14 protein-coding genes and 1 tRNA gene are annotated in these 17,690 nt (G+C 65.5%); 14 read left to right on the forward strand and 1 reads right to left on the reverse strand.

Features of this window, described 5'->3' with window-relative positions; translation table 11 throughout:
* Window positions 1-171 precede the first annotated feature (171 nt).
* The 4 genes from NVS32_RS04000 (at window position 172) to queA (ending at window position 3,722) form a co-directional block, all read left to right on the forward strand.
* Window positions 172-999 (forward strand): PHP domain-containing protein, encoded by an 828-nt coding sequence (locus NVS32_RS04000; RefSeq protein ID WP_258498788.1) that lies wholly within the window; start codon window positions 172-174, stop codon window positions 997-999.
* Complete coding sequence (locus tag NVS32_RS04005) at window positions 999-1,799, forward strand: nucleoside/nucleotide kinase family protein (RefSeq protein WP_258498906.1); 801 nt, start codon at window positions 999-1,001, stop codon at window positions 1,797-1,799. The genes NVS32_RS04000 and NVS32_RS04005 overlap by 1 nt, the downstream gene beginning before the upstream one ends.
* Window positions 1,780-2,448, forward strand: a complete 669-nt coding sequence (locus NVS32_RS04010) for an epoxyqueuosine reductase QueH (protein WP_258498789.1) — start codon at window positions 1,780-1,782, stop codon at window positions 2,446-2,448. The genes NVS32_RS04005 and NVS32_RS04010 overlap by 20 nt, the downstream gene beginning before the upstream one ends.
* 107 nt (window positions 2,449-2,555) lie before the next feature.
* On the forward strand, window positions 2,556-3,722 hold the full coding sequence (gene queA, locus NVS32_RS04015) for a tRNA preQ1(34) S-adenosylmethionine ribosyltransferase-isomerase QueA (RefSeq protein WP_258498790.1): 1,167 nt from the start codon (window positions 2,556-2,558) through the stop codon (window positions 3,720-3,722).
* A 49-nt stretch (window positions 3,723-3,771) separates the two neighbouring features.
* On the opposite strand, the gene NVS32_RS04020 is transcribed toward queA, so the two are convergent.
* Window positions 3,772-5,187: a coiled-coil domain-containing protein gene (locus tag NVS32_RS04020; RefSeq protein WP_258498792.1), complete on the reverse strand. Its 1,416-nt coding sequence runs from the start codon at window positions 5,185-5,187 to the stop codon at window positions 3,772-3,774.
* 259 nt (window positions 5,188-5,446) lie between these two features.
* Here NVS32_RS04020 and NVS32_RS04025 point away from each other — a divergent pair, with 259 nt between their 5' ends.
* The 10 genes from NVS32_RS04025 (at window position 5,447) to rpmI (ending at window position 17,657) form a co-directional block, all read left to right on the forward strand.
* Window positions 5,447-5,719, forward strand: coding sequence for an HPr family phosphocarrier protein (locus NVS32_RS04025; protein ID WP_258498793.1), 273 nt, complete (start codon window positions 5,447-5,449; stop codon window positions 5,717-5,719).
* A gap of 73 nt (window positions 5,720-5,792) precedes the next feature.
* Window positions 5,793-6,932: a tRNA guanosine(34) transglycosylase Tgt gene (tgt, locus tag NVS32_RS04030; protein WP_258498907.1), complete on the forward strand. Its 1,140-nt coding sequence runs from the start codon at window positions 5,793-5,795 to the stop codon at window positions 6,930-6,932.
* A 474-nt stretch (window positions 6,933-7,406) separates the two neighbouring features.
* A complete protein-coding gene (gene secD, locus NVS32_RS04035) occupies window positions 7,407-8,942 on the forward strand; it encodes a protein translocase subunit SecD (RefSeq protein ID WP_258498794.1) in 1,536 nt (511 codons plus the stop codon).
* Complete coding sequence (gene secF, locus NVS32_RS04040; RefSeq protein WP_258498795.1) at window positions 8,935-9,918, forward strand: protein translocase subunit SecF; 984 nt, start codon at window positions 8,935-8,937, stop codon at window positions 9,916-9,918. Before secD ends, secF begins: the two co-directional genes overlap by 8 nt.
* 1 nt (window position 9,919) lies before the next feature.
* Window positions 9,920-13,261, forward strand: a complete 3,342-nt coding sequence (gene recJ / locus NVS32_RS04045) for a single-stranded-DNA-specific exonuclease RecJ (protein WP_258498796.1) — start codon at window positions 9,920-9,922, stop codon at window positions 13,259-13,261.
* A gap of 12 nt (window positions 13,262-13,273) precedes the next feature.
* A complete protein-coding gene (locus NVS32_RS04050) occupies window positions 13,274-15,703 on the forward strand; it encodes a RelA/SpoT family protein (RefSeq protein WP_258498797.1) in 2,430 nt (809 codons plus the stop codon).
* A gap of 2 nt (window positions 15,704-15,705) precedes the next feature.
* Window positions 15,706-16,383 (forward strand): MBL fold metallo-hydrolase, encoded by a 678-nt coding sequence (locus tag NVS32_RS04055; protein WP_258498798.1) that lies wholly within the window; start codon window positions 15,706-15,708, stop codon window positions 16,381-16,383.
* A 121-nt stretch (window positions 16,384-16,504) separates the two neighbouring features.
* Window positions 16,505-16,590: transfer RNA gene (locus tag NVS32_RS04060), tRNA-Leu, on the forward strand.
* A 295-nt stretch (window positions 16,591-16,885) separates the two neighbouring features.
* On the forward strand, window positions 16,886-17,458 hold the full coding sequence (gene infC, locus NVS32_RS04065; RefSeq protein ID WP_258498908.1) for a translation initiation factor IF-3: 573 nt from the start codon (window positions 16,886-16,888) through the stop codon (window positions 17,456-17,458).
* Window position 17,459: 1 nt separating this feature from the next.
* A complete protein-coding gene (gene rpmI, locus NVS32_RS04070; RefSeq protein ID WP_032111610.1) occupies window positions 17,460-17,657 on the forward strand; it encodes a 50S ribosomal protein L35 in 198 nt (65 codons plus the stop codon).
* Window positions 17,658-17,690: the final 33 nt, after the last annotated feature.

Here is a 17,690-nt window from a genome sequence, read left to right on the forward strand (position 1 = left end):
CCCCCTCTAACCAATCGAATAATGCTCGGACGAGAAGAAGGTCGTGGCCAGCGCTGCGGAGGATCGTGGCGCCATCACCTTACGTTCTCTTTGCGTGCTTCTCGCCGCAAGCTTGCCCTGGCTGCACTATCGTGTGTGGGGCAAACTTTTTGGCGGAACGCTGGGACCGGGATGATACGAGCAAACTTCCACACGCACACGACGCTCTGCGACGGCAAGAACACGCCGCAGGAGATGGCCAAGGCGGGCTTTGACAAGGGGCTTCTCGCCCTTGGCTTCTCGGGTCACATGGATCAGGACGTCCATATGGACTGGGATGCTTATGTGACAGCAATACGCCAGCTCAAGGACGAGTACCGCGGACGCATGGACATCCTCATGGGTGTGGAGTTGGACACGCTCTACGATCCCGCGTGCTGCCCCGGCGCGGAGTACCGGATTGGCTCGACGCACTTTCTTGATGTCGACGTGCCGTGTGACACGGCGGTCGACTGGACTCCCGAGAGGCTCGAGACCCTGTGCCTCGAGGCGTTTGGTGGCAACTGGATGGCGCTTGTCCGTGCCTACTACGAACTGGAGGTCACGACGCACGACCGTACGGAATGCACCTTCGTTGGCCACTTCGACCTAGTGAGCAAGTTCAACGAGGGCGGAAAGTACTTTGACGAGACGTCCAAGGAATATCTTGACCCGGCGCTCGAGGCCATGGAGTACCTGGTGGGGGAGGGCGTGCCCTTCGAGGTCAGCTGCGGTGCCCTCGCGCGCGGCATTCGCAGCCAGCCCTATCCGCGCCGCGAGCTCCTCAGCGCACTGCACGAGATGGGCGGTCAAATCCTTGTGAACTCCGACGCCCACAGCGCGGATGCGCTCTGCGGCGGGCTGGACGATGGCGCGCGCTTTGCAGCGTCATGCGGATTCACGAGCGCGCTCGTCCTCGGGCATGACGCGCGCGGCGAGGTCGTGATGCGCGAGGTGCCGCTGGGGGAGGGCGCTCAGTGATGGGAGACCCCCAGAGAAACGTGGTCGACCTTGTCGTCGACGGGGTGCCCTGCCGGGTCCCCTTCTCGGGGCAGACCATTCGCCTCTGCCACGACCTTCTCGCCAAATGGACTTCGCGCCAGCGTGAGCTTGGCCGCCGCATGGTCATCTTTCTTGCCGCCCCTCCGGGTGCCGGAAAGTCCACCCTTGCGAGCCTTCTCGCGAAGCTCTCTTGCGAGGACGAATCATGTGAACCGCTGGTAGCGCTGCCACTCGACGGCTTTCACTACCATGCGGATGTGATTGCGGCGCGCAGCGTTTGCGTAGAGGGGCGGCAGGTGCCCATGCGCGAGGTCAAGGGGACGCTGGAGACCTTCGACCACGCCCGCTTTGCTGAGAAGTGCAGAAAGCTCTGCTCGGGCACGGCCGTTTTGTGGCCGCGCTATGACCGCAACATCCACGACGTCGTCGACGATGCGATCGCGGTTCCGGCCACCGCGCGCCTGGTCCTCGTTGAGGGGAACTGGCTCCTCTCGAACGAGACTCCGTGGGACGAAACGCGCAGCCTGGCAGACCTGTCGTATCTCCTGGTTGCCGACCCTGACCTCCTTCATCGTCGGCTGGTCGCGCGAAAGTCCCGCGGTGGGCTTTCGCCCGAGGCGGCAGAGGAGTGGTACAGGAAATGTGACGGAATGAACGTGCATCGCGTCCTTGCTCATTCCTCAGCAGATAATATGCTGGTAGAGGATATGGAAGGCGATGTTTGGCCTTCTGGGGGCAAGATTGTGGGGAGCGGTGCCGATGCAATTTCACGGGGATGACAAGAACGGCAGCGGTTTGGTGCCGAGTTCCCGTACGCCGCTGCTCCTCCACGCATGCTGCGGTCCCTGCTCGATAGAGCCCGTGGAGCTCCTGCGCCGCGAGGGCTTTGAGCCAACCATCTGCTGGACCAACCCAAACATCCAGCCCAAGGAGGAGCACGACCGTCGTCTTGCCACGCTGCGCGCGTGGGCGGCGGACGTCGCGCACGTCAGCATGATTGTTGCCGGAGACAACCGCGCCGCATGGGAGGCAGGCGTTGCCCCGCACGGCTTTGACCGTGCCGCACGCTGCCGCGCCTGCTACGCCCTGCGCCTGGCGGAGGCATGCCGTATCGCCCGCGACCTGGGCTTTACTCACATCTCCACCACGCTTGCGGTCTCGCCCTACCAGCTCTTCGAAACCTGCGGTGACGTGCTTGCCAAGACCGCTGCCGCCTACGGCCTTACGCCGGTGTGGCGCGATTTCAGGCCCTTCTACCCCGAGGCCACCCGCACCTCCCGCGACCTTGGCATGTATCGCCAGAACTACTGTGGCTGCCGCTTCTCGGCCGCCGAGGCCGCCGTCGAGCGCCACGAGGCCCGCGACCGCCGCAAGGCCGAGCGCGAGGCCGCCCACGCCGCAGCCAACGCTGCCGCAGCCGCGCGCTAGCCTCACCGTCGCTTTGTGCCGCCACGCGTTAGAATGGGCGGCCGGCGCACAACGCGCCGCATCTCACCTCATCACACCAGCCCTAGGGCACGAGGAGAACCACACACATGCGCACCGACGACTTTGACTACCCGCTCCCAGACGAGCTCATTGCACAGGCACCCGCGGAGCCCCGCGACTCCTGCCGCCTTCTCGTGCTCAACCGTGAGGACGGCTCGCTCGAGCACCGCCACTTCACCGACGTGATTGACTACCTCGACCCCGGCGACCTTCTCGTTGCCAACAAGACGCGCGTCATGCCGGCGCGCCTCGTGGGCCACAAGCGTGGAACCGGTGGCGTGGCCGAGACGCTCCTGCTCAAGCGCCGGGAGGATCTCGACCCCCTGGGCCATGTGTGGGAGTGCCTCGTGAACCCCGGGAAGCGCCTCCGCCAGCCCGGTATTGTCATCGAGTACCGTGCGGGTGGGCTGCACGCGCCCCTCTCCGCCGAGGTCGTGCTCACAGGCGAGATTGTCGACTTCCTCGAGGACAACCGCGGCGGGCGTCTGGTGCGCTTCGAGCCGCAGGGCGGCCGCACGCTCGACGCCGCCATCCACGAGGCCGGCCATGTACCGCTTCCGCCCTACATCACCAAGTACGAGGGCGACCCCGAGAAGTACCAGACGGTCTACGCCATGCACGAGGAGCACTCTGCGGCGGCACCCACGGCGGGGCTGCACTTCACGCCGGAGCTCATCAAGCGGATCGAGGACAAGGGCGTGGGCTGGAAGACGGTCGAGCTCGAGGTAGGCATCGACACCTTCCGCCTGGTCACCGAGGATGACCCCACCAAGCACGTGATGCACACGGAGCGCTACCACGTGCCCCAGGACGTGGTCGACGCCGTGCATGCCACCAAGGCGGCGGGGCACCGCGTGGTCGCCGTGGGCACCACCGCGGTTCGCTCACTCGAGAGCGCCTGGGACCCGGAGGCGCCTGCGTCCACGCCGGCAGTCACTGCCCGTCGCTTCGAGGGCGCGCCTGATTCCGCGGCAGTCACGGGCCGCGGTGACATCGTCGAGCGCCGCGACGCCACCACCAACCTCTACCTCATGCCGGGTTCCACCTACCACGTGGTGGACGCCCTCATCACCAACTTCCACGTGCCCCGCTCGACGCTCATGATGCTTGTCTCGGCGCTTGCCACGCGCGAGCAAATCATGGCCGCCTACCAGGCAGCCATTGACGAGAGGTACCGTTTCCTCTCGTTTGGCGACGCCATGCTCATCAGGTAGCGCTGACAAAACGCCCGGTGGCGACCCCATGACGGGGCCGCCACAGCGGCTACGCGCCTGCAGACACCGTGCCCGTAGTGGTCACGCTTGCCGAGGCGGCCGTGCCTGCGGCGTCGCCGCCTTGTCCAAGTAGCATAGAGCCGACGAGAACCACCACCACTGCCACCAAGACAACGAGAATCACCAGCACGGCGATGCGCGTGGCACGCGTGCGCCGACGCAGCTCCTTCTCCGCGCGTCCCAGCTCCTCCACCTGTGCGCGCTGTGACTCGAGCGTCTGCTCGCGCTCGGCAATCGAACGGCGCAGCTGCTCCGTTGCCTGCGGCGTGTCGTGGATGCTCTTCGCCTCGCTGAGAAGGTCGTTCGCCTTGCTTGCGTCCGTCCTGGCGTTGTCGCGCAGGCGGTTCGAGCGGTCTATCTCTGCCTTCTGGCGGTCGATCTTGTCCGAGAGCTTCTTCTGGCGCGCCTCTGCTTCTGAGCGGAGGCGGTCGTACTCGCCGCGACGCTCCTTGGCCTCGGCCTGCATCGCGTCTGACTCGCGCTGGGCGGTCTCGAGCGACTGCTTCTGGGTCCAGAGGTGCGTCTGGGCGTTGTCGACGGAGGACTGCGCGTCTGCAGTGGCCCTGGTCACGGCCGTCTCGGCCGCGCTCACGTGCGCGGTCTCGGCAGCGAGCTCCTGGCGAACCTGTGCGATTGCGTCTCGCTTGGCAGAAGGGTCGGCGAGCAGCTTGTCAAGTTCGCCTTGGACCTTGCGCTGGCGCGCCTTTGAGTTGTCGAGCGCACGGTTTGCTGAGGAAATCGCCTGTTCGCGGCGGTCCGTGGCATCCTTTACCTGGCCCTCTGCTGTGCGCACGGCGCGCTTGGCCTCGGCGACGGTGCGCGTTGCATCGTCCGCGCGGCCCTTGGAGGACTCAGCAAGCTGCTTGTAGGGACGCAGTGCCTGCTCGTCATCGGAGCGCATCTTGGTGAGACGGGCCTCTAGGTCCTGGAGCTCGTGGGTGAGGCGCGCGGCATACTGTACGGCATCTGCTGCGCGCTTCTGGGCGTCAGCGAGCGCTGCGGTCTGCGCCGTCACGATGTCCTCGTACCCACCCTCGATGCTCTCGCGGTGCTCGAGGGCCGCCCGCTGCGCCGTGAGCGCCTTCTCGGTGGATTCCATCTGTGCCTTTGCGGAGGAGTACTGACGCGCCGCGTCGCGCACGTCGCGCAGGGCGGTGAAGCCGGCTGCTATGCCCCTGCCTGCCCCACGGGCGGCTCCTGCCGCTGCACCTGCGGCCGCGCTGGCGGCTCCTGCGGCTGCGCCCGCGGCTTTGGACGCGACCTGGGCGGCACCGTCCTTCGCGCCTTTACCGTCGTCCTTGGGAGTGGCGGCGTTGCCCCTGGCCCCCGCGGCCTTGCCCTGTGCGTTCGTGGCACCCTTCTCGGAAGCGCTCTTCTCGCCCTTATTGCCCTTGCCCCAAGACATGGAGGCTCCTTTCGAAACCGCGCTTCATCCGCGCGAGACAGTTGTTGTGGTTGCAACGCCGTAGCCGCTCCAACGGCTGCTGCGCCTTCTCCATTTTGCCGCAAGCAACCGCACGTGGGGATAATCGTCTCGTATGAGAAGAGTTTGTCCGTCAGCTGTCCATGATGTGTGTAAACTATACGAGCGTTTGGTACGATATAAGCGATTCGGGGAATTGCTCCCCGAGCCTAGTCAGGGAGTCTAGAAGGGGAGTTCTAACATGGTTTCCAAGCAGACTACGATCATCAACGCCACCGGCCTTCACGCCCGTCCCGCGTCCGTCTTCGTGACCGAGGCCAAGAAGTACCAGTCCAACGTCACCATCAAGAACGTCGACAAGGACACCGCGCCCGTCAACGCCAAGTCCATCATGATGATCCTGGCGGCTGGCCTTGGCACCGGCACCAAGATCGAGATCGCGTGCGATGGTCCCGACGAGCAGGAGGCTCTCGTCGCCCTCGTCGCCCTCGTCGACTCCGGCTTCGGCGAGTAGGCTGCGCAAGTACATGTGCAAGCTGACGGCCCGGGTCTCCCGGGCCGTTTTCATGACGCAAGAGGAGCACGTGATGGAGCCTGAGTGGTTCACCTACGACATAGTCGCCGAGGATCCCGCCACGCATGCGCGGGCGGGCGTCCTGCACACCCCGCACGGCGACGTGCCCACGCCCATCTTCATGCCCGTGGGTACCAAGGGTACGGTAAAGGGGGTCTTGGTGCCGCAGCTCAAGGAGCTTGGCGCCAAGATTGTCCTTGCCAACACCTACCACCTGGCCATGCGTCCCGGCGCAGACCTTGTTGCCGAGATGGGTGGCCTGCATGGCTTCACTCGCTGGGATGGCCCCATCCTCACGGACTCCGGTGGCTTCCAGGTCTTTAGCCACGAGGAGTTCTGCAAGCTCTCCGCCGACGGGGTGCGCTTTCGCGCGGTCGACTACGACGGCCGCTGGTTCACCTGGACGCCCGAGGAGAACATGGACATTGCCCAGAAGCTGGGCGCCGACATCGTGATGCAGCTCGACCAGTGCGTGGGCTACCCGGCCCCGCGTTCGAAGGTCGAGCGCGCTGTAGACCTCTCCGCCATGTGGGCCGAGCGCTGCTGGAAAGCGCACACCCGCACCGACCAGGCGCTCTTTGGCATCGTGCAGGGCGGGATGGACCTCACGCTTCGCAGGCGCTCGCTGCAGCACCTTCTCGACGTGGGAGACTTCCCGGGCTTTGGCATTGGCGGGTATTCGGTTGGCGAGGACCACGAGACCATGTTCGAGAGCCTTGCGCCCCTTGCCTCGCAGTACATGCCGCGCGAGAAGCCCCGCTACCTCATGGGCGTGGGCAACCCCACCACGCTCGTGCGCGGCGTGTCGTACGGCATCGACATGTTTGACTGCGTGCTTCCCACGCGAACGGCGCGCATGGGTACGGCCTTTTCGAGCGAGGGCAAGCTCAACTTGCGCCATGCGCGCTTTGCGCACGACGCCGGACTGCTCGACCCCGCATGCACCTGCCCCGTCTGCCAGGGAGGATACACGCGCGCCTACCTGCACCATCTGGTGCGTCAGAAGGAGATGGTCGGCTCCATCCTGCTGTCGATGCACAACCTGTACTTCCTTCTCGACCTCATGCGCCGTGCGCGCGAGTCGATCATCGCGGGAACGTACGGGGAGTTCGTCTCGCGCTGGATGGACTCGCCGGCCGCAAAGGACTGGTAGCCAGCCTGTTCCACGCCAGTTTCGTTCTTTAGCGGATATTGAGAACATTGCCCCCAAGCTCGCGCAGAAGCGCAGCTAAATTCTGTCGCGCCTCCGCAACGCACCCGCTCCCGTAGGGCGGCGGGTTCGAGGAGGGGGTGCTGCATGTCGATTCCGGGCGATCGGGCCTTATTACCGAGTCGTCGTGATCCCCGAGCGTTCTCCCAGGTAGCAGCGGCGACCTCCCAACGGGCCGGTAACAGCGGCGGCAGTGAAGCGCGCGGTATTACCGGTCCGTGGCTTCCGTCATTCCTTACCTGCGGAAATGATTTGGTGCCAAGACGGGCCGGTAACAACGGGCGGGCGCGCAGGGGGCGGGACAAAGGCCCACTCAGCGACGTTGCGGAGCAAACCCTATAATGGCTTCGGAAAATAATCGCAACCGCGTGTCTCTCACGCGGTCGGCATGTTTGCCAATAAACGGAAGGTTTGCACATGGCCCAAAAGCAAGACCGCGAGGCCCCCAAGACGGGCCTCGACCGGTGGAATGCTACCGAGTCGAAATCGCGTGGCTCGAAGGGTGGGCGCGCCGCTCGCCCCGGCCGCTCCAAGCGCCGCCGCATGAACCCAACCGTACGCCGCTACGTCTCCACGATTGTGGTGACTGCAGTTCTCTGCGCGGCGTGCGCGTTCTGCTTCACGCCACTTGGCGAGCGCATCACCACCGGCCTCGACATCCAGGGCGGCGTCTCGGTGATTCTCACCGCCTCAAAGCAGGATGGCTCTGCGCCCTCGACGGACGAGATGAACACCGCCAAGACCATCGTCGAGAAGCGTGTCAACACGCTGGGCGCCTCTGAGGCAACCGTGCAGATCCAGGGCAACAACTCGATTCTGGTCCAGATTCCCGGCGCCACGGACGCGGATGCTGCGGTCCAGACAATCGGCCAGACCGGCCACCTCGAGTTTGTCCGCCTCGATGACATCGGTGACGCGGACGCCCTCGCAAAGATTGAGGCCGGCGCTTCCAACGCGACGCTCGAGCAGGGCACCTACACCTCCTTCCTCGACGGCTCCTACATCGAGTCCACCTCCGTCGCACAGTCCTCCACCTCGGTGGGCACCTATGCGGTGAACATCACCTTCAACTCCGAGGGTGCGGACATCTTTGACAAGGTGACCAAGGAGCTTGCCCCCACCAACGGCCAGATCTGCATCGTGCTCGACGGCGTGGTTCAGTCTGCCCCCGCCGTGCAGGAGGAGATCTCTGGCGGAAAGGTCTCCATCACCGGCAACTTCACGAGCGACCAGGCGCAGGAGCTCAAGACCGTGCTCGACTCTGGCTCGCTGCCGGTTAGCCTCAACTACTCGGAGAGCCGCGTGGTTGGCCCCACGCTTGGACAGGACTCGCTCAACCAGGGCATCCTCGCCCTTGTCATCGGCGTGGCCATCGTGATTGTCTACCTGTTTTTCTTCTACCGCGGCCTGGGGCTCCTTACGCTTGGCTCACTCGTGGTCTTCGCTATTCTTTACCTGGGGCTTCTTGCGATTCTCTCGCGCTATGGGATGTTCTCGCTGTCACTGCCGGGACTTGCGGGCATGGTCCTAACCACTGGCTCCGCGGCCGACTCCTCGATCCTCGTGCTCGAGCGCTTCCGCGAGGAGATTCGCATGGGCCGCACCGTCAAGAACGCCTCCGTCTCGGGTGCGCGCCACGGCATCATGACCTCCCTCGACGCCGACATCGTGACCCTCGTCACCGCCCTTGCGCTCTTCTTTGTGGGCACTGGCACCGTAAAGGGCTTTGGCCTCACGCTGGCGCTCGGCGTTGCCTGCGACATCGTGACAATGTTTGGCTTCAAGGCGCCCGCGCTCAGGCTCCTTGCCGTCCACGTCATCCCATCGCACCCTGGCTTCTGGGGTGTCGACCAGGACATCGCCGAGGCAGAGCGCAAGTCCCAGGAGGCTCAGAAGGCGAGGGGCGCAAAGGCGCCCGCCTCGTCTGCGAAGGGGGGTGAGGCTCGTGCGTAGCCACTTCTCCCACGAGATTTCGTTCATCGGCCACCGCAAGCAGTTCCTCACGCTCTCGTGCATCCTTGTAATCCTGTCCATCGTCGGCCTTGCCGTGCGCGGCCTGGTCTTTGGCATCGAGTTCACGGGCGGCACAGAGATAGACTTCTATCAGACGGGCGAGATCACCATCGAGCAGATGCGCGACGCCCTCGCGGCAACGAACGAGGGCACGGCCACCGTCCAGACCACCACCACGCAGGGCGAGGCGGGCTTCCTCGTTCGCTCCGACACCACCGACCCCACCACCGCCAACGCCCACGCACAGGCGGCCGCCGAGTCCCTGGGCCTCACGAGCGACAACTACACCGTCACGACCATCGGCCCCGACTGGGGCGCAGACACCACGCGCTCGTCGCTCATGGCGTTTGGCGTGGCCATCCTGCTCATCATTGCCTACGTCTCGTTCCGCTACGAGTTCAAGATGTCCATCACGGCGGTAATCGCGCTCATCCACGACCTCGTGATCACGCTGGGCGTCTACGCCTGGTTCCAGATTGACATCTCGCCCAACGTCATTGCCGCACTCCTCACCATCATGGGCTACTCGCTCTACGACACCGTGGTCGAGTTCAACCGCATGAACGAGAATGCCAAGCAGCTCCGCGATGGCGTGCACCACACCTACTTCGAGATCTGCAACTTCTCGATCAACGAGGTCATCGTCCGCACCATCAACACCACGATCGTGACGCTCGTGCCAGTCGTCTGCATGCTGGCCATTGGCGGTGCCACGCTCAAGGACTTTGCCTTCGCCATCCTGGTCGGCGAGATCTTGGGCACCTACTCCAGCTTCGCCGTGGCGTCCCCGCTCCTGGCCATCTGGAAGACGCGCGAGCCCAAGTGGGCAAAGCTCGAGGCAAAGTACGGCAGCGCCGCCAAGACCACGGCGACCCCCGCCGACGGCGCCGAAAAGAACGAGCCCAAGGAAGGCTAACGTGCCTGGCCTGCTAGACAGTCGACGCTGGGACGTCCTCGACGCGGATCCGCGCGCGGAGGCGTCCCTTGCTCGTGCCCTGGGCGTGCCGCCGCTAGTGGCACGGGTCCTCGTGGCCCGTGGCTTCACCAGCGCCGAGGAGGCACGCGCATTCCTCACTCCCTCGCTCGAGCGCGACTGGGCAGACCCTCTCCTCATCCCCGGGATGGCCGAGGCGGCAGACCGCGTCGAGCGCGCCGTGAGGGCGGGGGAGGACATTGCCGTCTTTGGCGACTTCGACGTCGACGGCATGAGCTCCACCTGCATCCTCGCGCTGGGCCTGCGCGAGCTGGGCTGCCGCGCCCGTGCCTACATCCCCCACCGCTTTGGCGAGGGCTACGGCCTTACCAAGGCCGCGCTCGACCGCGTGCTGGCAGACGGCAAGCCGGACCTCCTCGTGACCGTCGACAACGGCATTGCTGCGCAGCATGAGGTCGACTGGCTCCGCGAGCAGGGCATAGACGTGGTTGTGACCGATCACCACGAGCCTGCGGACCTTGTTCCCCAGGGAGTTCCCGTGACGGACCCCAAGCTCGCTGCAGAGGGGCCCTCTCGCGACCTTGCGGGTGCGGGCGTGGCGCTCAAGCTCTTGGCTGCGCTGGGACAGCGCCTGGGGAGGCCGGATGTCTGGCGCTCCTACACCGACGTTGCTGCCTTGGGCACCCTCTCGGACATGATGCAGCTCACGCCAGAGAACCGCGCGCTGGTGGCTGATGGCATCGGGCGGCTGAGAAGGACCTCGCGTCCTGGCCTGGTTGCCCTTGCTGCCTGCGCGGGCCAGGAGATCTCCGAGGTCACGGCGGACTCGCTGCCCTTCTCGATCATCCCGCGCCTGAACGCGGCAGGTCGCATGGGCACCACCGACGTGGCCATCGATTTGCTCATGACGAGCGACCCCGCCCAGGCCCCGGTGCTTGCGGGGCAGCTCGAGGAAATCAACCGCCAGCGCCGCGAGATTGAGTCCACCCTAACCGAGGAGGCGCTTGCGAAGGTCGCCGCCACCTGGCACGGCGGCCGTGTGATTGTCGTTGGCGGCGAGGGCTGGCACGAGGGCGTGAAGGGCATCGTGGCAAGCCGCATCGTGAACCGCTATCACGTGCCTACGATCCTCTTCACCATCCAGGACGGTATCGCGTGCGGGTCTGGCCGCTCCGTTGGCTCGGTTGACCTGTTCCGTGCCGTCGAGCAGTGCTCGGATCTGCTCGTTCGCTTTGGCGGCCACGCCGGGGCAGTGGGCGTGACCTGCGAGGCGTCGCGCCTCGATGAGTTCCGCGACCGTCTGGAGTCGGTGCTCGACGCCCTTCCCGCGGAGGAGTTCGAGTCGCGCGGCGAGGTTACGGCGGTCGTGCACCTCTCCGAGCTAACAATCTCCTCTATTGCCGCGCTCGAGGCGCTGCAACCCTTTGGCCAGGGCAACAAGAAGCCGCTCTTTGCCGTGCGCGGCGTCACCATGAAGAACCGCTCGCGCGTTGGGGCCGATGGCGCCCACCTGCGCTTCCTTGCCACGGACGGAGTCTCGTCCGTGCCTGCCATCATGTTCCGCGTGCCGGACTGCCCGCGCGCCTGCGCCACGGACAGCGTGGTCGACCTTGTCTTCGAGGCCGTTGACGAGACCTGGCAGGGCCGCACCAAGCCCAAGCTCATGGTCAAGGACATCCTCTATCGCGACGGTGGGGACGAGAAGCCCTCTGGTCCCAGCTTCGTGGACGAGCTCTTCGCGCGCGAGGAGGGCGCAGAGGGCGGGGCCGCTGCCGTCTGCTCCGCGGCGGCATGCGCTTCCGAAGGGCATGCGGCGTCCGCGCCCGCTGCCTTGCCCCAAAGCTACGATGCCCTTATGGCAAGCCTGGTGCACGCCCTCATCGGCGAGAATCCGCTCCTCCCTGCGCAGCGCGAGGCCCTCTCGCGCCTTGAGGCCGGCCGATCCACCCTTTGCGTGATGGCCACGGGACGCGGCAAGTCGCTCGTCTTCCACGTCCATGCGGCACGCACGGCACTCGCACAGCACCGTGCCAGCGTCTTTGTGTACCCGCTGCGCGCACTTGTGGCCGACCAGGCGCACCACCTTGCCGACGAGCTTGCGCCTCTTGGCGTGGGTGTGGCGGTGCTCACGGGCGAGACGCCCGCAGACGAGCGCGCCCGCGTCTACGAGGCGCTGGCCGGCGGCCAGGTGGACATCGTCCTCACCACGCCCGAGTACCTTGCCATCCACGTGGACGACTTCGCGAGCTCCGGGCGCGTGGGGTTTCTCGTGGTGGACGAGGCACACCACACCTCTCCTGCCGGCTCGGGGTCGCGCGACGCCTATCGCGACCTGCCTCGCGTTCGCGCTGCGTTGGGCGAGCCAACCGTCCTTGCCGTAACCGCCACGGCCTCGCCCGAGGTTGCCCGCGACATCTGCGACCTCTGCGGGATTGGCGCACAGGACGTGGTCGTGGACCCCTCCGTGCGCGACAACCTCCGTCTGGACGACTGCCGCGGCCTGCGCGACCGCGACGCGGCGCTTGTCTCGATTGTGGCCCAGGGCGAGAAGTGCATCGCCTACGTAAACTCCCGAGCGCGCTCGGTGACGCTGGCCAGGCTGCTGCGCCACCAGGTGCCGGAGCTTGCGCCCAGGGTCGCCTTCTACAACGCTGGCCTGCCGCGTACTGACCGCACGCGCGTCGAGCGCGCCTTCCGCACGGGCGAGCTCTCCTGCATCGTTTCTACCAGCGCCTTTGGCGAAGGCGTGAACATTCCCAACGTGCGAAGCGTGGTGCTCTACGACATGCCGCTGGGTCGCGTGGAGTTCAACCAGATGAGCGGCCGAGCCGGACGAGACGGGAACAGCGCCTGCGTGCACCTGCTCTTTGGCCAGCGCGACCTCGCCTCCTCGCAGCGCATCCTCGACCAGGTTGCGCCCACGCGAGACGAGCTTGCCTCCCTCTACCGGGCACTGCGCGGCATCTCCAGGGGCGCCGCAAGCGTGGGCAAGGAGTCCTTCTCGGCACGCGACTCGCAGCTTGCGACCATGGCAACGGTGAAGGGCAGACCGCTCACCGAGGGCGCCGTCTCCTGCGGCATCCAGGTCTTCTCGGAGCTGGGCCTGCTCTCGGTTGCGGGCTTTGGCGACGCGCGGTTCATAACCATGGCGACAAACCCAGGCCATGTGGACCTCGAGGGCTCTGCCCGCTACCTCGAGGGCATTCGCGAGCGTGAGGCGTGCGGCGAGTTTGGGGAATGGGTACTCTCATGTACTGAGGAAGAATTGCTCTCTGCGATAAACAGGCCCATTGCGCCCGACTTTGGCGTGCGCGTGGGCGAATAGGAGGAGGGGACCATGGGCGACAACGGCACGATGGCCGAGAAGGCCCAGGACGCACTGGGTGCGGCTCAGACAGTGCCCACAGCTCCCGCTACGCCTGCGGCGTCAGCACCTACGCCCGCACCCGCCAAGAAGCCTGTCATCCCCGACGCGGCCAACTTCCGCGTGCTCGAGGAGGCTGCGCGCGCCTACCTCAACGACGAGGAGTGGGCGAAGATCGACCGCGCCTACCACTTTGCGGCCGACTACCACCGTGACCAGCGCCGTCGCTCGGGCGAGCCCTACATCAACCACCCCGTCGAGGTGGCCCTCATCCTCTGCAAGGACCTCCACATGGACGAGGACACCATCTGCGCCGCGCTCCTGCACGACACCGTGGAGGACACCCCGGCAACGCTCGCCCAGATTTCTGACCTCTTTGGCGAGACGGTGGCCGAGTTGGTGGACGGCGTCACCAAGCTCACGTCCATCAAAGTGACCTCGATGGACGAGAAGCAGGCGCTCAACCTGCGCAAGATGTTCCTCGCCATGTCGAAGGACATCCGCGTGGTCATCATCAAGCTGGCAGACCGTCTGCACAACATGCGCACCCTGGCGGCGCTGCCGCCAGACCGCCGCCTCTTCAAGGCGCGCGAGACCATGGATGTCTACGCCCCTCTCGCCGACCGCCTGGGCATCTCGTCCATCAAGTGGGAGCTCGAGGACCTTGCGTTCTTCTGGCTCGAGCCCGAGGAGTACCAGCGCGTTGCCCGCATGGTGCAGGACTCGCGCGCACAGCGCGAGGACGATACCGAGGCGGCCATCAAGACCCTGGACGACGAGCTCAAGCGTGTGGGCCTCAAGAACTACCAGATTACCGGCCGCCCCAAGCACCTCTGGTCCATCTACCAGAAGATGGCCCGCAAGGGTCGGGACTTCTCGGATATCTACGACCTCATCGCGCTGCGCATCATCACCCAGACGGTGGGGGACTGCTACTCGGCGCTCGGCGCCGTCCACACGCTGTGGCACCCCATGCCCGGCCGCTTCAAGGACTACATCGCCACGCCCAAGGCCAACCTCTACCAGTCGCTCCACACCACGGTGGTGGGTCCAGACGGCAAGCCCATCGAGATTCAGATTCGCACGGTCGAGATGCACGAGGCGTCCGAGTACGGTGTCGCCGCCCACTGGCTCTACAAGAAGGCCGGCAACTCCCAGGGCAAGATGTCGGCCGAGGACCGCTCGATTGACTCGACCATCAACTGGATCCGCAAAAGCCTTGACTGGGCCGTCGAGGACGACATAGATGACCCGCATGAGTTCCTGAACAACCTGCGCGTTGACCTCTTTGAGCACGAGATCTTTGTCTTCACGCCAAAGGGCGAGGTCATGAGCCTGCGCCGCGACTCGACGCCGCTCGACTTTGCCTACGCCGTCCATACCGAGGTGGGCAACCACTGCGTGGGCGCCAAGGTCAACGGATCGGTTGTGCCGCTCACCTACAAGCTCAACATGGGCGACCGTGTGGAGGTCCTCACCAACAAGAACGCCAAGCCCAGCCGCGACTGGATGAACATCGTGGTCACGCCCTCGGCGCGCGCCAAGATCCGCAAGTACTTCTCGGTTGAGACGCGCGCGGATGATGCCGAGCAGGGCAGGAACGACCTCGCCCACGAGCTGCGCCGCCGCGGCTACGGTATCTCGACACAGCGCACGGTCAAGGCCATCGAGCATGTGTACCCGCAGTTCGACTATCGCTCGGCCGACGACCTCTTTGCCGGTATTGGCACGGGCAAGGTCTCGGCCAAGCAGGTGGCCAACCGCATCGAGGAGATCCTCGAGGAGGGCTCGCCCGAGCAGCTCGAGGCCGCGCGCAAGGAGGCAGAGCGCCAGGCCAAGCGCGAGGAGGCCATCAAGGAGAACAAGCCCCTCATGCAGTCCTACGCCATCACGCAGACTGCCAAGGGGGCCAGGCGCCGCAGCAACTGCGGTGTGGTCGTGAAAGGCGACGCCGACCTTCTCGTCCACCTCGCGCACTGCTGCAACCCCGTGGCCGGCGATGACATCGTGGGCTTTGTGACGCGCGGCCGCGGCATCTCTGTGCACCGCGCCAACTGCCCCAACGTGCGCGACCTCATGAACCACCCCGAGCGCATGATCCCGGTGGAGTGGGACACCTCCGGCGCCACCGAGTTTAGGGTCGAGATCGTGGTCGAGGCCACCGACCGGATGGGGCTGCTCAAGGACGTCACCATCGCCATTGGCGACGCGGGCGGCAACATCCTCTCCGCCGCCACGCAGACGGGCAAGCAGGGCATCGCGCGGCTGCGCTTCATCGTGGCCATTTCGGACGCGAGCCTGTTGGACGCGCTTCTCGCCAGCGTCTCTCGCGTGCCCTCGGTCTACGACGCGCGCCGCATCATGCCCGGCGAGGGCGCCAACCAGATGAAGCAGCGGGTGTAGCCATGAGGAGCTACTTTCGCGATGCGGGGTCTTTTGCGGCGTCCGACGCCGGTGACGTGGTGCGCGTCTTTGTCGTTGGCCCCATCCAGACCAACTGCTACGCCTACGTCTCTGCCGGCGAGGCCCTGGTCGTTGACCCCGGAGCCGCAGGTGCGCGCGTGGCTGCGGCGCTTGCTGGCGAGAAGGTCGTGTGCGTGGCGGCGACCCACGGCCACGGTGACCACGTGGGCGGCGTGGCTGCGCTCGTCTCGGCGACGGGCGCGCCGTTTGCGCTTGCGGCGGCAGACGCCGAGATGGCCGAGCACGCCGGAGACCCGTCGTACTCCGGTTCGGGGATTGCCTACGACGACGATGCTCCGGTACCTTCTCGTCTGCTTGCCGAGGGCGATGTCCTTGCGGTGGGCACGGCGCGCTTCCGCGTGATGGAGACGCCCGGCCATACGCCGGGCGGCATCTGCCTGGTGGGTGAGGGTACGGCCGAGGGGATTGCCTTTGTGGGCGACACGCTCTTCCCGGGGTCGTGCGGCCGTACCGACCTTGCCGGCGGCGATCCGGATGCCATGCGCCGCTCGCTTGCGCGCATGGGCCGCGAGATTGCCCCGCAGACGGCTCTTCTCTGCGGGCACGGGCCAGCTACCATGATGGCGGAGGAGCTGGCGAGCAACCCCTTCGTGCGCTAACCCGTGCAACTTTTTACCGGCAACGGGATTCCGTTGCCGTACAACTCAATCCCGTCCCTGCGCCCGCAAGACGCCAACCGCTCTCGCTGCATCTGGTATAGTTCTCTGGTGCGCATGGTGCGCCCGAGTGGCGGAATGGCAGACGCGGAGGTCTCAAAAACCTCTGAGGGAAACCTCGTGTGGGTTCGACCCCCACCTCGGGCACCAGTTGTTTCAGCGCTTCTCGGCTACGCGTTCCCCGTGTTGTCTTGGTGGAGATGCGCGTCTCGAAAATTGGTCGTTGCGCCGGCCTGGCCGCTGAGGTATTATCTCACCTGCGTGAACATGCTAAGCGGGGCTTCTCGCCCCCACCTGAACGGCGCCCACGCGGCAGCTGTCTGGTCAGACAAAGATTTCTCACCACCCAGGCATGGGTGGTCATTGTCTCCCGGCGGCTGTGTGTCATCGGGAGTTTTTTTTTATCGCGGCGCCAAGCGCCGCAGAGAGAGGAAGGTGTAGAGAGATAGCCAGGAACGATGGTCCTCGCGTCAACGGGGAAATCACCTCACGCACGTGCCGCCTCATTGGCGTTGACGGCTCGCAGTTGGGCCTGTTTGGTGTGCGTGACGCCCTGCGCATTGCGCAGGAGCAGGGGCTTGACCTCGTGGAGATCGCGCCAAACGCGAACCCTCCGGTGTGCAAGGTGCTCGACTACAGCAAGTACAAGTACGAGCAGGATCGCAAGGCCAAGGCTGCGCGCAAGAACCAGGCGCGCGTCGAGGTCAAGGAGATGAAGTTCCGTCCCAAGATCGACGTGGGCGACTATGAGACCAAGAAGGCCCACGTGATGCGCTTCCTCAAGAAGGGGGCAAAGGTCAAGATCACGATCATGTTCCGCGGTCGTGAGATGGCTCACCCTGAGCAGGGACGCATCGTGCTCGACCGCCTTGCCGAGGATCTCAGGCCTTGGGCCACCGTCGAGCAGCAGCCCCTCATGGAGGGTCGCAACATGCACATGCTCATCGCCCCCATCAAGGGCGCGTTCGATGTAACGCCCGAGGGCGACGAAGCCACGAGCGAGAAGAAGGAGAAGTAACATGCCCAAGATGAAGACGCACAAGGGTACGGCAAAGCGCTTCCGTCGCACCGGTACCGGCAAGATCATGCGCGCCAAGGCGTTCAAGAGCCACATCCTGTCCAAGAAGTCCCAGAAGCGCATCCGCAACTTCCGCAAGGAGGCCGAGCTCGCCCCCAGCGACGTCAAGGTTGTCTCCCAGCGCATGGGTTCCAAGTAGGCGCCTCGCGCGTCCCGATTTTCCCTCAACGAG

The sequence above is a fragment of the Tractidigestivibacter montrealensis genome, from assembly GCF_024741235.1.
GTDB lineage: Bacteria > Actinomycetota > Coriobacteriia > Coriobacteriales > Atopobiaceae > Tractidigestivibacter > Tractidigestivibacter montrealensis.

What these genes read in the sequence shown, in the direction of transcription:
- NVS32_RS04000 (WP_258498788.1), top strand. Translation starts at nt 172, where the DNA reads ATGATACGAGCAAACTTCCACACGCACACGACGCTCTGCGACGGCAAG.
- NVS32_RS04005 (WP_258498906.1), top strand. Translation starts at nt 999, where the DNA reads ATGGGAGACCCCCAGAGAAACGTGGTCGACCTTGTCGTCGACGGGGTG.
- NVS32_RS04010 (WP_258498789.1), top strand. Translation starts at nt 1,780, where the DNA reads ATGCAATTTCACGGGGATGACAAGAACGGCAGCGGTTTGGTGCCGAGT.
- queA (WP_258498790.1), top strand. Translation starts at nt 2,556, where the DNA reads ATGCGCACCGACGACTTTGACTACCCGCTCCCAGACGAGCTCATTGCA.
- NVS32_RS04020 (WP_258498792.1), bottom strand. Translation starts at nt 5,187, where the DNA reads ATGTCTTGGGGCAAGGGCAATAAGGGCGAGAAGAGCGCTTCCGAGAAG.
- NVS32_RS04025 (WP_258498793.1), top strand. Translation starts at nt 5,447, where the DNA reads ATGGTTTCCAAGCAGACTACGATCATCAACGCCACCGGCCTTCACGCC.
- tgt (WP_258498907.1), top strand. Translation starts at nt 5,793, where the DNA reads ATGGAGCCTGAGTGGTTCACCTACGACATAGTCGCCGAGGATCCCGCC.
- secD (WP_258498794.1), top strand. Translation starts at nt 7,407, where the DNA reads ATGGCCCAAAAGCAAGACCGCGAGGCCCCCAAGACGGGCCTCGACCGG.
- NVS32_RS04050 (WP_258498797.1), top strand. Translation starts at nt 13,274, where the DNA reads ATGGGCGACAACGGCACGATGGCCGAGAAGGCCCAGGACGCACTGGGT.
- NVS32_RS04055 (WP_258498798.1), top strand. Translation starts at nt 15,706, where the DNA reads ATGAGGAGCTACTTTCGCGATGCGGGGTCTTTTGCGGCGTCCGACGCC.
- rpmI (WP_032111610.1), top strand. Translation starts at nt 17,460, where the DNA reads ATGCCCAAGATGAAGACGCACAAGGGTACGGCAAAGCGCTTCCGTCGC.